The organism is Phenylobacterium sp. (genome assembly GCF_035539035.1).
Classification (GTDB): Bacteria; Pseudomonadota; Alphaproteobacteria; order Caulobacterales; family Caulobacteraceae; genus Phenylobacterium.
The window spans coordinates 979,534-992,849 of record NZ_DATLJI010000016.1 but is presented as its reverse complement, the minus strand read 5'-3'; the positions used below and the strand labels follow the sequence as shown (position 1 = coordinate 992,849).

The following is a 13,316-nucleotide window of genomic DNA, read 5'->3' as shown; positions in this document are numbered from 1 at the left end:
CAGGGGGAGGGCGGTTCCTACCAGCACATGCTAGGCCTTAGCCATGGCGGCGCCGGTGATCGAGCTTCTGGACGTGGGCAAGCGCTATGGCGCCGCCGAGGCGCTCAGCAGCGTCACCCTTTCCGTGCAGCAGGGGGAATTCGCGGCCCTGGTCGGCGGTTCCGGCTCGGGCAAGACGACCCTGCTCAAGACCATCAACCGCCTGGTCGCGCCGGACGCCGGCCGTGTGCGGGTGGAGGGGGAGGACGCCGCGGCGATCGCGCCGCACCTGCTGCGCCGCCGGATCGGTTACGTCTTCCAGGAGGTGGGCCTATTCCCGCACCTGACCGTCGCCGAGAACATCGCCGTTACGCCGCGCCTGCTGGGCTGGGACCGCGCCCGCATCGAGAGCCGCGTGGCCGAGCTCCTCGACCTCGTCGCCCTGCCCGGGGACATGGCCCGCCGCACGCCGGATGCGCTGTCCGGCGGCCAGCGCCAGCGGGTGGGCGTCGCCCGGGCGCTGGCCGCCGAGCCCGCGATCCTCCTGATGGACGAGCCGTTCGGGGCGCTGGACCCGCTGACCCGCGACGCGCTGGGCGCCGACGTCCGCGCCCTCCACGACCGGCTGGGGCTGGCCACCGTGATGGTCACCCACGACATGGCCGAGGCGGTGCTGCTCGCCGATCGCATCGTGGTGCTGAAGGACGGCCGCATCGCCGCCGACGGGGCCCCCGCCGACCTCCTGGCGCACGCGACCGACCCGGACGTCCGCGCCCTACTGGAGGCGCCGAAACGCCAGGCCGAACGGCTGGCCGCGAGGCTCGCGCCATGAGCGGCCAGGTAGCTCAGGCCTTCGCCCTCCTGCCGGAATACCTCGCCTGGCACGTGCTGCTGTCGGCGAGCGCACTGGTCCTGGGCCTGGCGATCAGCCTGCCACTGGCCATCGGGGCGGCGCGCAGCCCACGCCTGCGCTGGCCGGTCCTGGCGCTGGCCAGCCTCGTCCAGACCATCCCGAGCCTGGCGCTGCTGGCGCTCTTCTACCCGCTGCTGCTGGCGCTCTCCTCGCTGAGCGCCGCGGTGTTCGGCCGGGGCTTCTCGGCGCTGGGCTTCTTACCCTCTCTGCTGGCGCTGACCCTCTATTCCATGCTGCCGATCCTCAGGAACGGCGCGGCCGGCATCCTCGGCGTCGATCCCGCTGTCCGCCAGGCCGCCGACGGCGTCGGCATGACCTCGCGCCAGAAGCTCCTGCAGGTGGAGCTGCCGCTCGCCGCCCCGGTCATCATGGCCGGGGTGCGCACCGCCGCGGTCTGGACGATCGGCGCGGCCACGCTCTCGACGCCGGTGGGGCAGACCAGCCTCGGCAATTACATCTTCGCAGGGCTCCAGACCGAGAACTGGGTGTTCGTCCTGTTCGGCTGCGCCGCCTCCGCGGGCCTGGCGCTGGCGGCCGACCAGCTCCTCGGCCTGCTGGAAGCCGCCGCCCGCAGGCGCAGCCGCCTCCTGGTGCTGTTCGGTCTCGCGGGGCTGGTGGCCGGGATCGCCCTGGCGCTCGCCCCGCTGATGAGCTTCGGCCGGCCCGCGGCCTATGTGGTGGGGGCCAAGAACTTCTCCGAGCAGTACATCCTGGCCGAGCTGATGGCGGACCGGCTGGAGCGCGCGGGGGCGGAGGTGAGCCGGCGGGACAACCTCGGCTCCTCGATCGCCTATTCGGCCCTCGCGGCGGGCGAGCTCGATGTCTACGTGGACTACTCCGGCACGCTCTGGACGAACGTGCTGGGCCGCACCGACAACCCCGGCCGCCAGGCCGTGCTGGACCAGCTCACCACGGAGCTTGCGCGCCGCGACGGCGTCCTCGTGCTGGGTTCTCTGGGCTTCGAGAACGCCTACGCCTTCGCCATGCGCCGGGACCGGGCGGAGGCTCTCGGCATCGCCTCCCTGGCCGACCTCGCCCGGCAGGCGCCCAGCCTGACGCTTGGGTCGGACCTCGAGTTCCTGTCCCGCCCGGAATGGAAGGCGGTGGACGACGCCTACGGCTTCAGCTTCCGGGCCGAACGCTCCTACCAGCCCACCTTCATGTACCGCGCGCTGGCGGGGGGCGAGGCCGACGTGATCAGCGCCTTCTCTTCCGACGGCCGGATCGCCGCCGACCGCCTCGTGGTGCTCGCCGACCCGAAGGGGGCCATCCCGCCCTACGACGCCGTGATCCTGGTCTCCCCGAAGCGTGCGGGCGACGCCCGACTGCTGGCCGCCCTGCGTCCGCTGGTCGGCGCGATCTCGGTGGAGGCCATGCGCGCCGCCAACTACAGCGTCGACCGCGACGACCGCAAGGCGAGCCCCGCGGAGGCCGCCCGGGCCCTTGAGGCCACGCTCGCGCGCTAGCGCGGCAGGTCCCGCTCCGGCGGCCAGGCGGGCCTGAAGCCCGGCCCGAGCGCCTGGTGCAGGAACCGGCCGAACGCCTTCCGCTGGCGGTTCCAGGCCCTGGTCGCCCCGGCCCACGGGGCGGGGAAGTAGTCGCCGTGCAGGCAGGGGTCCTTCGGCCCCTCGGCGATCTGGAACCAGCGGAGCTTCTCGCGGGCCGCGGAGTCGGGCTTCAGCGCCCTGGGGCCGTGGCGGCCGAGCGCGCGGGCCCGCGCCCTCTCGCCACGCCAGAGCGCCGCCTCGATGATGTTGCCGGCCGGATAGGCGAAGCCCAGCACCTCGTCGTCCGGGGAGCTGACCACCATGATCCGCTCCAGGACCTCGACCCCGGCGTGGTAGCGCGGGTTGTCCAGCTCGTCCTGGTCGGCGGCGGGCGCCGAGAGGATGGCCAGCTCGAAGGTGGCCTGCGGCGGCGGCCCGGACAGCACCGCCTGGGTGATGGTCTCCAGCACCACCCGCGCGCCCAGGCTGTGGCTGACGAAGGCGAAGCTCTCGGCCTGCGCGGCCGGCCCGCGCAGGAAGGCGCCGAACCGCCGCCCGGTCTCGCGCACGTCGCCCATCTCGAAGGGGTAGTTGATCGCCGGCAGGTACCAGTCGCCGGGCCACAGGATCGGGATCACCAGGTCGGCGCCGGTCACCGGCGGGAGGTTCAGCGCCGGCCCCAGGCCCAGCAGCTCCTGCGCCATGGCCCCGTAGCCGGCGTAGCCGTGGTCGCGGTCGACGTTGAAGCCGTGGACGATGAAGCAGACCCGCTTGTCGGCGAAGACGCCGGGCACGGCGCCCCAGTCCACCCGGCGCGCCTCGCCCGCCAGGAACCGGTCGCGCAGCGATTCCGGCCGCCGCCAGTCGGTGGTCTTGCCGACCGTTGGGAATTCCAGGAGCTCGCCCGCGGTGATGCCCTGGGCGTGGCGGCCGGACAGGTCGCGGAAGGACAGGACGTACACGCCTCAGCCCCGCGTCGCCGCGCCGACCTGCTTCCAGGCGCGCAGGGCCTCGGTGAGCGCGCTGGAGAGGTCCTTGGCGACCGGCGCCAGGGGCACCGCCGTAGCCCCGATCAGCAGGGCGGTGATCCACGAGTAGCCGCCGGTCTCGCCCACCCTGCAGGCCAGCCCCTCGCAGGCGACGCCGCGCATGCCGAGGTTGAAGAGGATCGACAGGATGAGCGCCGCCGCGCCGGCCAGCCACCGCGCGGTCGCCTGGTAGCGCTCCTCGGCCAGGGTGAAGGCGGCCCCGATCCGGCTGTCGAGCGCCACGCCGAACCGGCCGGCCATCACGGCCGCGTCGGCTGCCTGAGCGGGCGTGATCCTGGCGCCCGTGTGCTCGGCCTGCAGGGCCTTCACGAGGTCCATGGCCGCCTGGCGCCCGAGCCCCCAGGCCTGTTCCACGATGGCGACGGCGGAGTCGAAGTCCATCATCGGCAGCGCCAGGCGCACACCGTTGCGGATGGTCTCCGGGGCGCGGCCCGCGGCGCGCCCGTCGCGGTACTGCTGGGCCACGATCTGCTCGTAGCTGTCGCCGTAGGTAAACCGCAGGGCGGGCCCGTAGGCCTTGAGCAGCACGCTCACGCAGCCGAAGCCCACGAAGGGCAGGCCCCAGCGGCGGATCACCAGCGCCTTGCCGAAGGCCTCCACGACGCCGAACGCCGCCGTGCCCAGCGCCCCCACGGCGATGATGGCGGTGGCCAGCTTTTCCCAGTCTTCCATGCGATCCCCCGATCATCCGGAGGCTGCAGGCTACACGGCGGCACGCTGGGCGCGAGTCCTTTCGTTAACCATTTAGCCTTCCGTTAACCATGCCGGACGAAGGTGTCGGAGACCCGGCCAGCGGCCGATTCCGTAAGCTTTTCCGTGAGGACACCATGAACGGCGCCGAGGTTCTGGACGTCGGGCGCGACGCCATCTGGCTCACCATCCAGCTGTGCGCGCCGGTCCTCATCGTGGGCCTGGTGGTGGGCGTGGGCGTGGGCCTCTTCCAGGCGCTCACCCAGATCCAGGAAGCCACCCTCGTCTATGCGCCGAAGATCGTGGCCATCTTCGTGTCCCTGCTCGTCTTCCTGCCGCTGATGGGCGCGCTGATGAGCGGCTTCATGCGCCAGATCGCCGCCCGCATCTCGGCGATGTAGCGGAAAGGGGCAGGGCAGGGCCCGCCCATGGAAGCCTACGCCACAGCCCAGCAGGTCTACGCCGCCGGCCTCGTCTTCTCGCGCCTGGCGGCCATCGTCATGCTGATCCCCGGCATCGGGGAAGGGTTCATCCCGCCGCGGGTGCGCATGGCGCTGGCCTTCGTCATGGCGCTCCTGCTGTTCCCGGTGCTCGGCGGCAGCGTGCCGCCGGTGCCGGACGCCGTGAGCGGCGTGGCCGGGGCGGTGATCAAGGAGATCATGATCGGCCTCCTGATCGGCGGCATCCTGCGGCTCTTCATGCTATCGCTGGCCGCGGCCGGCGAGATCATCTCGATCCAGACGACCCTCGCCTTCTCGCAGACCGCCAACCCCGCCCAGGCCCAGCCGTCCACCACGCTCGGCACCTTCCTGGGGCTGATCGGCATCGTGCTGATCATGACCACCGGCCTGCACCACCTGTTCATCAGCGCGATCGTGAAGTCCTACCAGCTGTTCCCCTTCACCAAGCCGGTGATGGTCGCCGACGCCGGCCAGCTGGCGATCCAAACCGTCGGCGCCTCGTTCGCGCTCGGCCTGCAGCTCGCCGCGCCCGTGGTGGTCTTCTCGCTGATCTTCAACATCGCCACGGGCCTCGTCGGCCGGGTGATGCCGCAGTTCCAGATCTTCTTCGTCGCCTCGCCCCTGATGGTGCTGATGGGGCTGTCGATCTTCGCCCTCAGCCTGGGCGTGATCGGCGTCGTCTGGACCGATCGTTACCGCGATCTCCTCTCGCGCTTCGGAGCCTAGCCCGTGGCCGAGGAGAACGACGGCGCATCGAAGACAGAAGAACCTACCCCGCGAAAGCTAGAGCAGGCGCGGGCCAAGGGCGACGTCGCCAAGACCCCGGACCTGCCGCAGTTCCTCTCGTTCCTGGCCGCCGCCGCGGTGCTGGCGATCTCGGGCGGCTGGATGTGCCGCAACCTGGCCGCCGCCATGCTGCCCTACATCGCCGACCCCGACGGCATCGACATCACCGGCCAGGCCGCCGCCCAGGTGGCCCGCCAGGCGCTGACCGCCTCCGCCCCCCTGATCATCTCGGTGATCGTCGCGGCCGCCTTCGCCGGGTCCGCCGGGCACCTGGTCCAGACCGGGCTGATGTTCACGCCCGACAAGCTGAAGATGGACTTCCAGAAGGTCTCGCCCATGGCGGGCTTCAAGCGGATCTTCGGCATCGACGGCCTGATGCAGTTCGCCAAGTCGGTGGTGAAGATCATCGCCGTGGCCCTGTTGGCCTGGTGGATCCTCAAGCCGCACCTGTCGGCCATCACCCGCCTGGCCACCCTCGACCCCGTGCTGATGCTGCCGCTGATGGCCGACATCCTGAAGCGGCTGGTGTTCGCGGTGGCGGGGCTGCTGCTGGTGGTCTCCGGGGCCGACTGGTTCTGGCAGAAGCAGCGCTTCATGGCCCGCATGCGGATGACCAAGGAGGAGCTGAAGGAGGACTACAAGCAGTCCGAAGGCGACCCCCACGTGAAGGCGAAGCAGAAGCAGATGCGCATGACGCGCGCTCGCCAGCGGATGATGCAGGCCGTGCCGAACGCCACCGTGGTGGTCATGAACCCGACCCACTACGCGGTGGCGCTGAAGTACGAGCAGGGCGAGGACGAGGCCCCGCTCTGCGTGGCCAAGGGCCTGGACACGCTCGCCCTGAAGATCCGCGCCATCGCCGAGGAGGCCGGCGTGCCGGTGATCGAGGACCCGCCCCTGGCCCGCGCCCTCTACGCCGCGGTCGAGGTCGAGGAGATGATCCCGCCTGCCCACTACGAGGCGGTGGCCAAGATCATCGGCTTCATCCTGAACGCCGGCCGCAAGCCGGAGCGAAGGGCGAGGCCCCTGTGAACCGGAAGTTGAGCCGGCCCTGTGACAATCCGGGTGCTGTGAGAGAATGCGTATGAGTGATTCGATAGGGCTCGCCGCCCACCACCCGGAGACCACGTCGCGCGCCATGGCCGAGCCGAAAGCCAAGCGCCGCGGGTTCGACCCGCTCACCGCCGCAGCCGTGGTGTTCTTCCTGCTGGCCGTGGGCTTCGCGGCCGCGCCCGCGCTGAACGCCGGACCGGCGACGCTCGCCGGCCTCCTGCTGCTCATCGGCCTGGCCGGTGTCGCCACGCTCGGCCTCTTCGTCCTGCGCGGCCAGCCCGAGCCGGTCAGCGAGAGCGAGCCCGGGGCCGACAAACTCATCGAGGCCCTGACCGAGCCCGCCGCCATCGCCGCGCCCGACGGCCGGGTGCAGGCCGCCAACGCCGCCTGGAAGAAGGTGCTGGGCGGCGCAAACCGTCTGCCGAAGACCGGCTCCTCGGCGGCCAGCCTGTTCGCCGCCCTGGGCGCCGCGCGCCGGGGCGAGACCGGGCGCGCATCGATCCGCACCAATGGGACCGAGCACGAGGCCCTGGTCTCCCCGCTCGGCGCCCGCCGCTTCCTGGTCCGCCTCGCCGGCCATGGCCAGACCCTGGCGCTGCCCGCGGCCGCGCTGGAGGTGATCAACGCCGTCTCCACCGCCCGGAGCCCGCCGCCCAAGGTGCTGGACGCCTTCGCCGCCGCCTCGCCGTTCGGCGCGGCCCTGCTGGAGGGCAAGGATCCGTTCGAGGCGAAGATCCTGGAGGGCAACCCGGCCCTGAAGGCCGTCGCCGGCGGCGGCGAGGTCGGCCAGGCGTTCGGCGAGCTGATCGAGCCCGCCTCCCGCGCCGACGCCGCCCAGCGGCTGGCGGCCGGCGGCCATGTGGGCGCCCTGGAGGTGCGGCTGGCGCACGACGCGGCCCGCATCGCCCACCTGTACCTGTCGAAGTCGGATGGCCGATGGGTGGCCTACCTCGTCGATGTCTCCGAGCAGAAGCAGATCGAGCTGCAGCTCGCCCAGAGCCAGAAGATGCAGGCCATCGGCCAGCTGGCGGGCGGCGTGGCCCACGACTTCAACAACCTGCTCACCGCCATCTTCATGCAGCTCGACGTGCTGGCCTCGCGCCACCCGGTGGGCGATCCCTCCTACGAGGGCCTGAACGAGATCCGCCAGACCTCGACCCGCGCCGCCGACCTCGTGCGCAAGCTGCTGGCCTTCTCCCGCAAGCAGACGGTCCAGCGCGAAGTCCTCGACCTCGGCGAACTGATCAGCGAGTTCGAGGTCCTGCTGCGCCGGGTGCTCTACGAGGACGTCAAGCTCGTCACCGACTACGGCCGAAACCTGCCGCAGGTGAAGGCCGACCGGGGCCAGCTCGAGACCGCGGTGATGAACCTGGCGGTCAACGCCCGGGACGCCGTGCGCGCCCATGGCGGCGGCCAGGTGACGATCCGCACCGCGCGCCTGAGCCAGGAACAGGCCCAGCAGATGGGTTATCCCGGCGCGCAGGGCGACCAGGCGCTGATCGAGGTCTCCGACGACGGTCCCGGCATCGCGCCCGAGATCATGGAGAAGATCTTCGAGCCCTTCTTCACGACCAAGCCGGTGGGCGAGGGGACGGGCCTCGGCCTTGCCACCGTCTACGGCATCGTCAAGCAGTCGGACGGCTGGATCAGCATCGACTCCCGCCCGGGGGAAGGCGCGGCCTTCCGCATCTTCCTGCCGGTCCACGTGCCCTCGGCGGTCTCGCCGCCGGTCCAGCCCGTGCAGCCCAAGCGGCCGGTGGCCCGCGACCTCTCCGGCGCCGGCCGGATCCTGTTCGTCGAGGACGAGGACGCGGTGCGGGGCGTCGCCGCCAAGCTGCTCCGGGCCCGCGGCTACGAGGTCATCGAGGCGGCTTCCGGCGAGGAGGCCCTCGAGCTCTGCGAGGAGCATGCGGGCCAGATCGACCTGATGATCTCCGACGTGGTCATGCCCGGCATGCAGGGTCCGGACCTGCTCAAGCAGGCGCGCGGCTACCTGGGCGCGGCGCCCGTGATGTTCATCTCGGGCTATGCAGAGAGCGAGTTCTCGGACCTGCTGGAGGGCGAGACCAACGTCTCCTTCCTGCCCAAGCCGATCGACATCAAGACCCTGGCCGAGCGCGTGAAGCAGGAGCTGCAGAAAGCGGCCTGACGCCGCACTTGCCTTGGCGCGGGCGCGGCTCCAAGACTCGGGCAAGCACCCGCGACAAGACCTCCGCCCGTGTCAGACCTGTCCGTCCGCGCCCGTCCGCTCTCCGTCTCCGCCGCCTTCAGCCGCGCGGTGGAGGCGACGCAGGCCGGCGAACCGGCGGAGGCCGAGAGGCTCTACCGCGCGATCCTCGCCGTCTTTCCCGCGCCCGAGGCGTTCCGCAACCTCGCCCTCCTGCTCGAGCAGCAGGGCCGGGTCGCCGACGCCGAGGCCGTCTACCGGGCCGCCCTGCGTTCCGCGCCGGACGATCCGGTGGCCCAGCTGAACTTCGGCTGCATGCTGCTCCGGGAGGGCCGCTACGCCGAGGGCTGGCCGCTGTTCGAGGCCCGCTTCGCCCGGCCGGGCGCCCATCCCAAGCCGCGCCTGTCCTTCCCGGAGTGGCGGGGCGAGCCGGTGGACTCGCTGCTGATCTGGCGCGAGCAGGGCCTGGGCGACCAGATCCAGTTCGCCCGATACGCGCGGCTGCTGAAGGACTGCGGAGTCCGCGTCACCCTGGCCTGCGATCCGGCGCTCACCCGCCTCTTCGCCCCGCTCGGCGTGGAGCTGCTGCCCGTCGAGGGCAAGATCGCCGTGCCGCGCCACGACGCCTGGGTGATGTCCGGCTCCCTGCCGCTGCGCCTCGGCGCGACTCTCGAGACCATACCGCCCGCCCCCTACCTGCCGGGGGCCGCGGGCGGCCGGGGGATCGGTGTCGCGACCCGCGGCAACCCGGCCCAGCCCAAGGACCTGATGCGCTCGCTCGACGCCTCGGCCGCCCGCGAGCTGCTCTCGTGGCCGGGGGTCCGCAACCTGCACCCGGACGACACCGGCTCGCGCGACATGGAGGAGACCGCCCGGATCATCGACGGGCTGGAGCTGGTGATCAGCGTCTGCACCTCCGTGGCGCACCTGGCCGGCGCCATGGGCAAGCCGTGCTGGGTGCTGCTGGCCCACGACGCCGACTGGCGCTGGCTGCGGGGACGCTCGGACAGCCCCTGGTATCCGACCGTCCGCCTGTTCCGCCAACCGGCTCCGGGCGACTGGGCGAGCGTCCTGGCCGACGTCCGCCGCGCCCTGGACTCCCGCGGATGAGCCTCTCGGCGCAGCTCCGCAAGGACTGGCCGCCCCTGCCTTACGACGCCTGGGCCGAGACCGCCGCGACCCTGCACCTGTGGACCCAGGTGGTGGGAAAGGTGCGCATGGCGCTCACCCCGCCGGTGAACCACTGGTGGCACGTGCCGCTCTATGTGAGCCCCCGCGGCCTCACCACCTCGGCGATCCCGGACCGCGGCCGCAGCTTCGAGATCGAATTCAACTTCCTCGACCACCGGCTCGACATCACCTGCAGCGACGGCGCACGCGAGCGCCTGGACCTGCGGCCCATGACGGTCGCCGAGTTCCACGCGGCGCTGATGGCGGCGCTGGAGCGCCTGGGCGTCCGCGTCCGCATCTGGACCACGCCGTGCGAGCTGCCCGACCCGGTTCCGTTCGAGCGGGACCGCGCGCATCGCGCCTATGACGCCGAGGCCGTGCAGCGCTTCTGGCGCGTGCTCGTGCAGGCCGACCGGGTGATGAAGGTCTTCCGCGGCCGTTTCATCGGCAAGTCGAGCCCGGTGCACTTCTTCTGGGGCAGCTTCGACCTGGCGGTGACCCGCTTCTCCGGCCGTCGGGCCCCGCCGCATCCCGGCTCGGCGATCCTCCCGGCCTCGGTAAGCCTCGAAGCCTACTCCCACGAGGTGTCGAGCTGCGGCTTCTGGCCCGGCGGCCCGGGGCAGGAGCCGGTGTTCTACGCCTATGCCTATCCGGAGCCGCGGGGCTTCCGCGACGCCCACCTGACCCGCCTGTCGACCTACGACGCGGCGCTCGGCGAGTTCGTCCTGCCCTACGAGGCCGCGCGTCTGTCGCGCGCGCCGGACTTCGCCATCCTCAACTTCTTCCAGTGCGCCTACGAAGCCGCCGCCGACCTCGGCGGCTGGCCGCGCGCCGAGCTGGACCGGAGGTCCCCATGAGCGAACCCGTCCCCGTCCGCCGCCGTCCGCCCGCCGCAGCCTTCGGCGCCGGGGCCCTGGGCGCCGCGGCCCTGGGCGCGTTGGCCCTGGGCGCGCTGGCCATCGGACGCCTGGCGGTCGGCCGCATGACGATCGGCCGCCTCCGCGTCCGCCGCCTGGAGGTGGACGAACTGGTGGTCCGCAAGGTCGGCGCGCCGAAGCGCTAGCCGTTTCGGCCGCTCCCCTTTCCTCCAGGCGCCTTGCATCGCGGCCCGCAAGGCGCGAGCGTCTGCGGATTAGAACCAAAGACATTTCGGAGGAACGTGATGGGTGAGGCTCGCATCAATCCCAATGGCTCGCTCAAGGGCCGCAACGCCATCGTCACCGGCGCCAGCCGCGGCATCGGCGAGGCCATCGCCGCCCGGCTCGCCATGGAGGGCGCCCGCGTCGTCTGCTCGGCCCGCACGGCCGAGACCGGCGAGAGCAAGCTGCCCGGCACCCTGCACGCCACCGTCGACCGGATCCGCGCCGCCGGCGGCGAGGCGACCTTCATCCGCGCCGACCTCTCCTCGGAAGAGGACCGCGAACGCCTGGTGCGCGAGGCCGTGGAGGCCTACGGCCCGGTGGACATCCTGGTGAACAACGCCGCCGTCACCTTTTTCATCCCCGTGGAGACCTTCCCGGAGAAGCGCTTCAAGCTGATGATGGAGGTCCAGGTCTGGGCGCCGTTCCACCTCTCACAGCTCGTGCTGCCATCGATGCGGGAGCGGAGGCAGGGCTGGATCGTCAACATCTCCTCGCCGGCCGGCCTGCATCCGAAGCTGCCCTTCGCGCGCGGCCGCGGCGGCACGGTCTACGGCATGTGCAAGGCGGCCCTGGAGCGGTTTACCACGGGGCTGGCCTCCGAGGTCTATGACGACAACATCGCCGTCAACGTGGTCTCCCCCGGCCTGGTGGACACGCCCGGCGTGGCCGTCCACGGCCTGATCAACGAGGCCACCCGGGACCGCGTCCAGCCGATCGAGTACATCGCCGAGGCGGTCTACCGCCTGGCCTCGGGCGACCCGAAGACCATGACCGGCCGCATCGACTACGCGGAGCCCTTCCTGAAGGAGCTCAGCATCCAGCCCGCCGAGCTGGTCTGAGAGACGCCCATGATCGAGCAGACGATCGAGATCCCCACCAAGGATGGGGCGACGACCACCTTCATCGTCCATCCGGAGCGGGAGGGGCCGCATCCGGTCGTCCTGTTCTTCATGGACGCCCCGGCGATCCGCGAAGAGCTGCGCGACATGGCCCGCCGCATCGCCACGGTGGGCTACTACGTCATGCTGCCCAACCTCTACTACCGGCGCGGCGTCATGGAGCTGGCCGACCTCCCGCCGCTGCCGGAGGAGGCGGCGCGGGCGCGGATGTTCGACCTGATGGGCTCGCTGACGATCCCGGGGGTCATGGATGACGCCGACGCCCTGCTGGACTTCGCCGACCGCGACCTCGCTGCGGGCAAGGGGCCGATCGCCACCCTGGGCTACTGCATGAGCGGCCAGTACGCGATCAACTACGCGGCGCGGAATCGGGAGCGGGTGGGGGCGGCGGCCTCGATCTACGGGGTCCAGCTGGTCACCGACCAGGACGACAGCCCGCACCTCGTCGCCCAGAAGGCGCGGGCCGAGCTCTATTTCGCCTGCGCCGAAACCGATCGCTGGGCGCCGCTGGAGATGGTCGAGGCCCTCGACGCCTCGGTGAAGCAGGGCCGCGCCCGGGCGGAGGTGGAGCTCTATCCCGGCGTCGAGCACGGCTTCGCCTTCCCGCAGCGGGCGGCCTACGACAAGCCGTCCGCCGAACGCCACTGGGAACGGCTGTTCGCCCTGTGGCGTCGCAACCTCGGCTGATTTCCCCATGATTTCATGTGGCTGGCGCTAGAAGAGCGCTGGCTTTACCGTCGTTAATCCAGATATCACCTTGATTTTCGAGGCGATCATCTCCATATCACCGAGATCAAATCGTGATCTGGATCTCTCGGCAATCTGGACCTGGTCGTAGACTTCGGTTCCGGGCGCCCCGTCCGACCCTGTCCGAAAATTGATCTCCTGGCCTGATCGGGCTCAAGAGAACTCGGAGGGCGAATGACGACGCAGAAGTCAGAAATCCGCGCGGTCGAATACCGGGCCCGCGCCGAGGCGTCCGCCCAGGCGGCCCAGGGCTGCGGCCTCGACCGCATCCGAGAACAGCACGAGCGCGCCGCCGCCGTCTGGGCCGATCTGGCCGAGGCGGAAGAGCGTCGCGCCCGCAACGGCCGCGTCTTCCTGGGCGCGGCGACCTCCTAAAGGATCGAATGAGAAACGCCCTCCGAGACGGTTTCAACGACCGCCTGCAAGCCCAGGCCGACGCCCGCAAGGCGCTCCTGGCCAAGTTCCAGCCCAAGCCCACCGTCACCGATCCGCAGATCGCCGAACGGGCCGCGCAGCGCGCCGCCGAGCTGACCCGTGTGCGCCTCGACCGCGCCGACGCCCGCGCCGCGCGCAAGCAGGCCGCCGAGGACGCCGTCGTCGCCGCGCGTGAGGCCGACGAGGCCGTCGCCGCCGCCGCCCTCGACGCCAAGCGCGGCGAGCGCAAGGAGCGCAAGGCGCTGACCAAGGCCGAGGCCAAGGCCAAGCGGGACGCCCGCTACGCCGCCCGCAAGGCCCGCAAGTAACGGCCGCACAGGCCATCCTCAAGCACGAAA

Annotated in this window: 15 protein-coding genes; 13 read left to right on the top strand and 2 right to left on the bottom strand. The window is 71.5% G+C overall.

Annotation, left to right across the window (positions count from 1 at the left end; all coding sequences use genetic code 11):
• Positions 1–43: 43 nt before the first annotated feature.
• Both VM685_RS18750 and VM685_RS18745 read left to right on the top strand, forming a co-directional pair.
• On the top strand, positions 44–811 hold the full coding sequence (locus VM685_RS18750) for an ATP-binding cassette domain-containing protein (RefSeq protein WP_325461698.1): 768 nt from the start codon (positions 44–46) through the stop codon (positions 809–811).
• A complete protein-coding gene (locus VM685_RS18745) occupies positions 808–2,358 on the top strand; it encodes a glycine betaine ABC transporter substrate-binding protein (protein WP_325461697.1) in 1,551 nt (516 codons plus the stop codon). Before VM685_RS18750 ends, VM685_RS18745 begins: the two co-directional genes overlap by 4 nt.
• Here the strand turns inward: VM685_RS18745 and VM685_RS18740 are convergent.
• Entirely contained in the window at positions 2,355–3,341 is a 987-nt protein-coding gene (locus VM685_RS18740; RefSeq protein WP_325461696.1) for an alpha/beta hydrolase, read from the bottom strand. The genes VM685_RS18745 and VM685_RS18740 overlap by 4 nt on opposite strands.
• Positions 3,342–3,344: 3 nt before the next feature.
• Positions 3,345–4,100, bottom strand: coding sequence for a hypothetical protein (locus VM685_RS18735; RefSeq protein WP_325461695.1), 756 nt, complete (start codon positions 4,098–4,100; stop codon positions 3,345–3,347).
• 155 nt (positions 4,101–4,255) lie between these two features.
• Between VM685_RS18735 and fliQ the strand changes: the two genes are divergently transcribed.
• The 11 genes from fliQ to VM685_RS18680 all read left to right on the top strand — a co-directional run bounded on the left by fliQ (position 4,256) and on the right by VM685_RS18680 (position 13,286).
• Positions 4,256–4,519: a flagellar biosynthesis protein FliQ gene (gene fliQ, locus VM685_RS18730; RefSeq protein ID WP_325461694.1), complete on the top strand. Its 264-nt coding sequence runs from the start codon at positions 4,256–4,258 to the stop codon at positions 4,517–4,519.
• A gap of 27 nt (positions 4,520–4,546) precedes the next feature.
• A complete protein-coding gene (gene fliR / locus VM685_RS18725; RefSeq protein WP_325461693.1) occupies positions 4,547–5,305 on the top strand; it encodes a flagellar biosynthetic protein FliR in 759 nt (252 codons plus the stop codon).
• A gap of 3 nt (positions 5,306–5,308) precedes the next feature.
• Positions 5,309–6,397, top strand: a complete 1,089-nt coding sequence (flhB, locus tag VM685_RS18720; protein WP_325461692.1) for a flagellar biosynthesis protein FlhB — start codon at positions 5,309–5,311, stop codon at positions 6,395–6,397.
• Between the two features lie 106 nt (positions 6,398–6,503).
• Positions 6,504–8,567: a cell cycle histidine kinase CckA gene (gene cckA, locus VM685_RS18715; RefSeq protein ID WP_325462045.1), complete on the top strand. Its 2,064-nt coding sequence runs from the start codon at positions 6,504–6,506 to the stop codon at positions 8,565–8,567.
• Between the two features lie 69 nt (positions 8,568–8,636).
• Positions 8,637–9,695 carry a glycosyltransferase family 9 protein gene (locus tag VM685_RS18710; RefSeq protein ID WP_325461691.1) on the top strand — a complete coding sequence of 353 codons (1,059 nt, stop codon included), beginning with the start codon at positions 8,637–8,639 and terminating at the stop codon, positions 9,693–9,695.
• Entirely contained in the window at positions 9,692–10,612 is a 921-nt protein-coding gene (locus VM685_RS18705; protein ID WP_325461690.1) for a DUF5996 family protein, read from the top strand. Before VM685_RS18710 ends, VM685_RS18705 begins: the two co-directional genes overlap by 4 nt.
• Positions 10,609–10,818 carry a hypothetical protein gene (locus tag VM685_RS18700; protein ID WP_325461689.1) on the top strand — a complete coding sequence of 70 codons (210 nt, stop codon included), beginning with the start codon at positions 10,609–10,611 and terminating at the stop codon, positions 10,816–10,818. Before VM685_RS18705 ends, VM685_RS18700 begins: the two co-directional genes overlap by 4 nt.
• A gap of 99 nt (positions 10,819–10,917) precedes the next feature.
• Positions 10,918–11,736, top strand: a complete 819-nt coding sequence (locus VM685_RS18695) for an SDR family NAD(P)-dependent oxidoreductase (protein ID WP_325461688.1) — start codon at positions 10,918–10,920, stop codon at positions 11,734–11,736.
• A 9-nt stretch (positions 11,737–11,745) separates the two neighbouring features.
• Positions 11,746–12,483 carry a dienelactone hydrolase family protein gene (locus tag VM685_RS18690; RefSeq protein ID WP_325461687.1) on the top strand — a complete coding sequence of 246 codons (738 nt, stop codon included), beginning with the start codon at positions 11,746–11,748 and terminating at the stop codon, positions 12,481–12,483.
• Positions 12,484–12,717: 234 nt separating this feature from the next.
• On the top strand, positions 12,718–12,918 hold the full coding sequence (locus VM685_RS18685; protein ID WP_325461686.1) for a hypothetical protein: 201 nt from the start codon (positions 12,718–12,720) through the stop codon (positions 12,916–12,918).
• Positions 12,919–12,926: 8 nt separating this feature from the next.
• Complete coding sequence (locus tag VM685_RS18680; protein ID WP_325461685.1) at positions 12,927–13,286, top strand: DUF6481 family protein; 360 nt, start codon at positions 12,927–12,929, stop codon at positions 13,284–13,286.
• Positions 13,287–13,316: the final 30 nt, after the last annotated feature.